The 6,804-nt window shown below is 61.5% G+C and carries 6 protein-coding genes; 1 reads left to right on the forward strand and 5 read right to left on the reverse strand.

Going from position 1 to position 6,804, the window contains the following annotated elements:
* The first annotated feature begins 15 nt into the window (after positions 1-15).
* Positions 16-1,263 (forward strand): EAL and HDOD domain-containing protein, encoded by a 1,248-nt coding sequence (locus tag ACHHRT_RS10035; RefSeq protein ID WP_395499628.1) that lies wholly within the window; start codon positions 16-18, stop codon positions 1,261-1,263.
* 21 nt (positions 1,264-1,284) lie between these two features.
* Here the strand turns inward: ACHHRT_RS10035 and nrfD are convergent, their stop codons facing one another.
* From nrfD to ACHHRT_RS10060, 5 genes are all read right to left on the reverse strand, one after another.
* Entirely contained in the window at positions 1,285-2,541 is a 1,257-nt protein-coding gene (gene nrfD, locus ACHHRT_RS10040; protein ID WP_395499629.1) for an NrfD/PsrC family molybdoenzyme membrane anchor subunit, read from the reverse strand.
* Positions 2,542-2,545: 4 nt separating this feature from the next.
* Positions 2,546-3,316, reverse strand: a complete 771-nt coding sequence (locus ACHHRT_RS10045) for a 4Fe-4S dicluster domain-containing protein (protein WP_395499630.1) — start codon at positions 3,314-3,316, stop codon at positions 2,546-2,548.
* Positions 3,313-3,795: a cytochrome C gene (locus ACHHRT_RS10050; RefSeq protein ID WP_395499631.1), complete on the reverse strand. Its 483-nt coding sequence runs from the start codon at positions 3,793-3,795 to the stop codon at positions 3,313-3,315. The genes ACHHRT_RS10045 and ACHHRT_RS10050 overlap by 4 nt, the downstream gene beginning before the upstream one ends.
* A gap of 259 nt (positions 3,796-4,054) precedes the next feature.
* The gene (locus ACHHRT_RS10055; RefSeq protein ID WP_395499632.1) at positions 4,055-4,813 is read right to left on the reverse strand and encodes a helix-turn-helix transcriptional regulator; all 759 of its coding nucleotides are present in this window, start codon (positions 4,811-4,813) and stop codon (positions 4,055-4,057) included.
* A 184-nt stretch (positions 4,814-4,997) separates the two neighbouring features.
* Positions 4,998-6,518 (reverse strand): choice-of-anchor F family protein, encoded by a 1,521-nt coding sequence (locus ACHHRT_RS10060; RefSeq protein WP_395499633.1) that lies wholly within the window; start codon positions 6,516-6,518, stop codon positions 4,998-5,000.
* Positions 6,519-6,804: the final 286 nt, after the last annotated feature.

Here is a 6,804-nt window from a genome sequence, read left to right on the forward strand (position 1 = left end):
GGTGGGCCCTTTTTGATGAACCCTGCGTCGTCCGAGATATTTGTTGCCCGGCAGCCGATCTTTAAGCGCAACAAGGAGGTGTTTGCCTATGAACTGCTTTTCCGCAGCAGCCTGGCCAACTTCTTCGATCCGAGCCAGGCGGGTGGTGAGCAGGCCACTTCCAGGGTAATCACCAGCAGTTTTTTGCTCATCGGTCTTCCCCGGCTGGCCGGGGGGAAAAAGGTTTTTGTCAACTTCACCGAGGATCTGCTGCTCCGGGGCTTTCCCACCTTGTTTCCCCGGCAGGAGATCGTGGTGGAGATCCTGGAGGATGTCCGGGTCTCCCGCGAAGTGGTGGCGGCCTGTGAGGCCCTGGCGCGGCGGGGTTATGTCATGGCCCTGGATGACTTCCTTTTCGGTAAAAAACTGCTGCCCCTGGTCGGCCTGGCCCGGATCATCAAATTTGATATTCGGCAATTGAGCCGGGAGGAGCTGGCCCGCCAGGTCGCTGTTGTCCTGGGCCACAACCCCAAGCTTAAGCTGCTGGCCGAAAAGGTCGAAACCGACCAGGAGTTCGATTACTGTAAAAAGCTGGGTTTCAGTCTGTTTCAGGGTTATTTTTTTAGTCGACCGAAGATTGTTTCCGGGCGGGATATCGCGGGGTCCAAACTTCATTATCTCCAGATTCTGCGGCTGATCCAGGATGAGAACTACAACTTTGAGCAACTGGCGGAGATTATCACCCGTGACGCCTCCCTGGCCTACAAATTGCTGAAGTATGTCAACTCGGCCTATTTCGCCCGGGCCCGGGAGATCAGCGCGATCAAGGGGGCGGTGATTATGCTGGGAGAGAATAATCTTCGCCAGTGGCTGTCGCTGATGATGCTCTCCTACATCGCCGACGACAAGCCCACCGAATTGCTGCGCCAGACCATCATCCGAGGCAGCTTATGTGAACAGATCGCCGGGCTGATCTCCCCCAGCTCCGCCGATTCCGGCCCCTTCCATACCGCCGGCATGTTTTCCCTGCTGCCGGCCATGCTGGACAAAAGCATGGCGGATATCCTGACGGAGATCTCCCTGGCTGCGGAAGTGGTGGACGCGCTCCTTGACCGGGGGGAGGGGGTGGTCACCCTGGCCTTGCGGCTGGTGATCGCCTATGAGAAGGGGGAGTGGCAAATGGCGGAGGAGATCTCCCGGTTGCTCCGGGTCGACTTTGCCGCCCTGCCTCCCCTTTTTGAGCGCTCCCTTGATCTGCTGGAGGCTTTTGACCTCTCCTCCTGAAGCGACACCGTTTTCGGCTGGTTAATTTGGCGGGTCGAGGGCCGGCACCACCTTGTTGAGGGCCCAGAAGAGAACAAAGGGCGTAATCGCCACCAGCAGGGCGCCCAACAAACCCTCCCGGAAGGTTTCCAGGTTGTGGGGGATGATCGGCAGCTGGTAATGCATGTAACCCGCAAAGGAGAGGGAGAAGGCCTGGCCGCCGATCACCACGTTCCAGCGCATCATGAAGACCCCGAAGAGGATGAGGATCAGGGCCAGGGTCAGCCGGCGCAGAGTCAGGCGGGGCAGGAGGAGCAGGAGCAGGGGGAGCAGGTTGCCCAGTCCGAACTGGAGCACGAAGATATGGACAAAATCCTTGCCGTACATCACCGAACGTAGAATTTCCCAGGACTTCATCGCGGTATAGCCCCGGAAGATAAGATCCAGCAGTTCCAGCACCACGGCGGCCACCAGAAAGCCCAGCAGATATTTGGAGGTTTTGCTCATCACCTCCAGCTGCTCCCCGCTGATGGCTTGGACGCTTTGATCCCCCCGGCCTCGACTCAGGATGGCGCGAAATTTTTTCCACTGCATGATGGCGATATAGGTCAGCAGGCAGAGGGCGATGCCGGAAACCACCGCCGACATGATGAAGATTACCGGCATCAGGGGTGACATCCAGAGGGCGTTGGCCTTGACCGAGCCGAAAATGAAGCCGGCGTAGCCATGGAGAAAGCAGGCCACCGGAATGCCGGCGGCGGCCAGAATCCAGACCGCCTTGCGGTCCTTGGCCAGGGCGGTTTCGCTGAGATCGTACGCCCCCAGGGTCAGGAGCCGGTAAAGGGCCAGCTTCATCCGGCCGGCCGGATCTTGCCGCTGGGCCAGGGCCACGGTCTGCTCGACGAAATAGCGGCGATAGACGAACCAGATCTCGGTGATGACAATGGCCCCATAGGTTGAAAAAACGATGCCGAAGGCGGCGATCGCCGAGGTGAAATGGGGAGTGAACATGACGTTCAGGGCCCGCAGTGGGTGTTGGAGATGCATCAGGAGCGGCATCATCGCCACCGGCAGCAGGGCCAGGGAAAAAATCAGTGAAAAACGGGCCATATCCTTCAGGTCTTTCTGGTTGAAGACATGGTACAGGGAGGAGAGGACGAAGGCCCCGGCCACCAGCCCGGTCATGTAAGGGTACATGACGATCTGGATGCTCCAGTAGATGAACTCGTTGGGGTAGACGAACAGCTCCTTCACCGTCCACTCGTAGCCATGTACCTGGTCGGGCAACCCTGCGATCATCTTATCACCTCACTGCCATGTCCAGGCCCAGATAGAAGGCCTGCGGTCTGGTGCCGTATTCATCCTTGAGCACCGCCACCCGTTCGGTCAGCACCGCTTTGGTCACCGGATCGTCGGGATCCTTCAGGTTGCCGAGCTGCCGGGCTCCGAAGGGGCAGGCCAGCACGCAAGCCGCGCTTAGCTGCCGGTGGATGCGGTGGTAGCAGAAGTTGCACTTTTCCGCGACCTTGTGTACGGGGTGGAAAAAGCGAACCCCGTAAGGACAGGCCATCACGCAGTAGCCGCAGCCGATGCACCAGGAGCGGTCCACCAGCACCACGCCATCGGGGGCTTTGTAGGTTGCCCCCACCGGACAGACCTGGACACAGGAGGGATTTTCGCACTGGTTGCAAAGCTTGGGCACGAAAAAGGCCTTGCTGATCGTCGCCGGCTGAATCTCCCGCCCCCGGATCCTGGGGTCGGTAAAACCGTCCCGGGCCGCCAGCGGGCTGTCAATATGGACCTCCCCGTCCCGGGTAACCACATACCGCTCCACCCAGGTTCGGCTGACCGGGGCATCATAGGGAATCTCATTCTCCTGCTTGCAGGCTTTAACGCACAGGCCGCACCCCACGCATTTGCGGGTATCCACCAGAAAGCCCCAGCGGATGGCGGGGTCGGCGGTCAGGGCTCGGGCATCGACCGGACTCAGAAAGCGGAAGGCGGTCAGCGGCAGGCCTGCCGCCACCACCCCCTTGAGCGCGGTTTTGAGCAAGGCTCGGCGCGAACATCTCATCGCGACACCTCCGGGCTCGATTGATGGGGATTGTGGGGATTGTGGCAGAGCACGCACTCCCGACCGGGATGGTGCCGGGCCGATTCGATTGCCGCGATCTGGCGGCGACCGCTGTCGGGCGTAGTCAGGGCGGCATGGCAGCGCAAACACAACCCCCGGCCCCGGTCGATGGCCAGGCGGGGCGGGTCCTGGGGATGATCGATGGCCGGTCCGTGACAGTTTTCACACTGGATCGGGGCGTGGGGAGAGCTCCTGTTTAAGGCGGCCTGTTCGGTGTGGCAGAGGTTGCAATAATCGCTCCCCCGGTATTTTGCCGGGAACTCCCGCCACTCGGCCACGTTGGCTTGCCGGTAAAAGCCGTAGGTGAAGTTTTCGCCATGGACCCCGAAGTCGGCGGGAACCATGAATTGGCGAACCACCAGCAGCAGGGCCACCAGGACCAGGACCACCCAAAGGGGTCTCCAGAGATGACTTTTCATAGATTCTCCCCGGTGATGTTTGGGGCCAAGAAGGGGGCGGCGGGAGCCGTCGGGGCCCCGCCATCAGCGACGGGGGATGCCGGTCGCTGGGTCGAAGTTCCCTCCTGGCCTGAGCCATTCTGGCACAAAATTCAGCCTGATGCCACAATTTTATCTGCGACAATGTGTCATCAGGGCGGCTCGGGCATCCCCGGGGGAGGGAGGGGGCGATGGCGGGTGAAGGTTTCCGGCCCGTGGCTCCAGTTGTCGCCGGTGGGGGTCAGGAGAAAGCCACCAGGCCCAGTTCCAGAGCGATGGCCACCGCGTGGGCCCTGGTGTCGGCATTGAGCTTATGGAGAATATTGCTGGTGTGAAATTTCACGGTGCGCTCGCTGATGTTGAGAATCACCGAGATCTCCCAGCCGCTCTTGCCCTGGGCCAGCCACTGGAGGATCTCCCTTTCCCGCGGGGTGACGGCGGGGGAGGTTCTCGCCGGGGGATCCCCCAGCCGGCGCAACACCTCATGGAAATGGGGGGCGACCAGGCGGAGGATCTCTTCGCTGCGTTGGCTGCGCTCCAGGCCGTGATAGCAGAAAAAACTGCCGCTGGCGCCGTCCCGGCTTTTGACCCCATGACCATAGCCGCAGCCGCTGCGGGCCCGGGCAAAGCCGTAATCCTCGGCCAGGGAAAGGATTTCATGGGTGGCGGGGGAGAGGGGGCAGCGCTCAAAGGTGTCGGCCCAGTACTGCAAGCGGAAGGTCCTGAAGTTTTCGACCACGATGGGGTCCCGCAGCACCAGTTGCCGCCGGGTCAGCTCGCCCAGGTATTCAGCGGGATAGTCCAGGTTGACTACCCGCAACTCGGCAAACCGGTTCTGATCCATCCTGGCGATGCAGGAGAGTCCGGCCTGGCAGTGGAGTAAAGAGCTCAGGCGGGCCATGAGGAGCCTGAGCTGCCCCTCCGCAGAGCAGGTCAGGCTGGCATGGATGATCTCCAGGAGCGCGACGGCGTCCCGCCGCGAAAGGAACCTGATTCGCATATCTCCCCTCCATTGCCCGGGTGGCAAGTTCCCGGCCCCAAGGGCTATATAAACGCTCTTGGGGAGAAAAGTCCAAATCTTTTCTTTGCCCGGTCAGGGTCGATATTTGCCAGCGGTTCGCGGCGCAGGGGGCCCTCCTCCCCCCAGGATAAAAAATCCGGGGGAGGAGGAGGGGCTGAGGTTGTTAATTGATGCGCTGGGTGGCCGACAGGGTGTTGTTGCCGGGGTCGATGTCACCCTCCACCTGGGCGGTGGCCGTCACCGTAACCGTGGTGCGGTAGGAGGGGGCGGTCCAGCGGAAGCTCCGGGTCAGGCTGGAGGAATCGGCCGGGGTGGTAAAGGCGCTGCTGTAGGAGGCCAGGGTGGCCCCGCTGTCGTCGCGGACCGTCAGGTTCAGTTGACCGTCCACCGCGCCCGCCAGCGTGTTGTTGAGGGTGACGGTGATATCACCGCTTTCGTTGCGCTTGAGGCGGGGGATATTGAGGGCGGTAACCGCCACATCGGCGTCCTCATCCACGACCGGCGGATCATCGCTGGGCGGCGGGTTGGACTGGCCGTCGGAGGGGATGGTGGTGATCCGCAGGACAAACTGGTCGGGGGTCGGCCAGGTCATTTTGCGGGCCACGGTAATGAAGTAGTTGAGGGTGACGTTGGCGACGTCGTCAAAATAGTCGATCCCCCAGAGCGGATCGGCCAGAAACTGGTCGATGGTCGCTTGGGGTACCACCTTGCGGATGCCGTCGGAATCGCAGGGCTCGCCGCTGGCGTCCAGCCCGGTGCAGCTGCGATAGGTAACCCATTCTCCCTGGCACTCCAGGGTGTCGGGGTTGTAGTCCCATTCGCAGTGGGCCATCAACTCGTTGTCGGTGTAGGGGTTGTTGTCATCGTCGTAGAACAGAGCCACGGGTACGGCCCCGGCCGTGTACCATTCCCCGAGAATGTCCAGGTGGTTTTGTGAGATGCCGGTGCTGGTGATCTTGTCCTCGGTGGCCTCCAGATCGATATACATCCGCTCCTCGGGATAGAAGTAGCCGGGGTCGGGGTGGTTCTCGTCGGGGGCGCCGGCGATGTCGTGGGGGAAAAAGGCCGACAGGACATCGGGTTTGCTGGGATCATAGGTAACCGTTCCTTCAAAAAAGCGGCCCCGCCGCTCGGAGAAGCCCAAGCCGTCCCCCGGGGTCGAGGGCAGGAAGACGCCGTTGGCCATGAAGCCCAACTCCATGGTGAACCCCTGCAGGCGGCCGCTGGTGGCGTTGGTCAGTTTCTGCATGGAGCGGTAGGTCTGGCTGGTCCGGTCATCGGTTACCGAAAAGTAGATGTCGACGGGTTCGTTTTCGTAGGCTTTGACCTTCCACCGCTTGCTCTCCTGGAAGGGGTCGGAGCAGGTTTTGTTCTCCCCGGTCTCGGTCAGGAAGCCGGTGGCCATGATGCAGTTTTCACCGGTGCGAAAGTCGTCGTTGACCACCTGCATCCCCGGGGCCTGGTTGTCGCTCTCTTTCCAGTAGACGGCGCCGTAAGACAGGGTTTTGGACGAATCAGTGAAGACGGTGCTGTCGTGGAGCTCGTACATGGTGTGGGGGGGTGGGGCCACCGTGACATTATGCATGTCCCAGTGGTTGATGGTGCCGGCGATGGTCGGGGCCGCCGCCGTCAGGGTCAGGGCCGCCAGGGCGGCGGTGGCTTGCGCCAGGTAGTGCTTCTTCATTTGTTGTTCCTCCTCCAAGGATTGTTAGGGGTGCCGCGGGTAAAGATGTGTTGCGCCGGTGGCGCCAAGTTGTTTGAGGCTTGGGCGAACGCAAACTCTTCGCCTCCGCCCTCTGGCGTTTAAGCCGCCAGAGGGCGGAGGCGTTTTGAGCTGAAAAAACGGTCAGTTGATGCGTTGGGTGGCCTCCAGGGTGTTGTTGCCGGGGTCGAGATCACCCTCCACCTGGGCCGTGGCCGTCACCGTAACCGTGGTCCGGTATGATGGAGCGGTCCAGCTGAAGCTCCGG

This window comes from Desulfurivibrio modestus, assembly GCF_044068625.1.
GTDB lineage: Bacteria > Desulfobacterota > Desulfobulbia > Desulfobulbales > Desulfurivibrionaceae > Desulfurivibrio.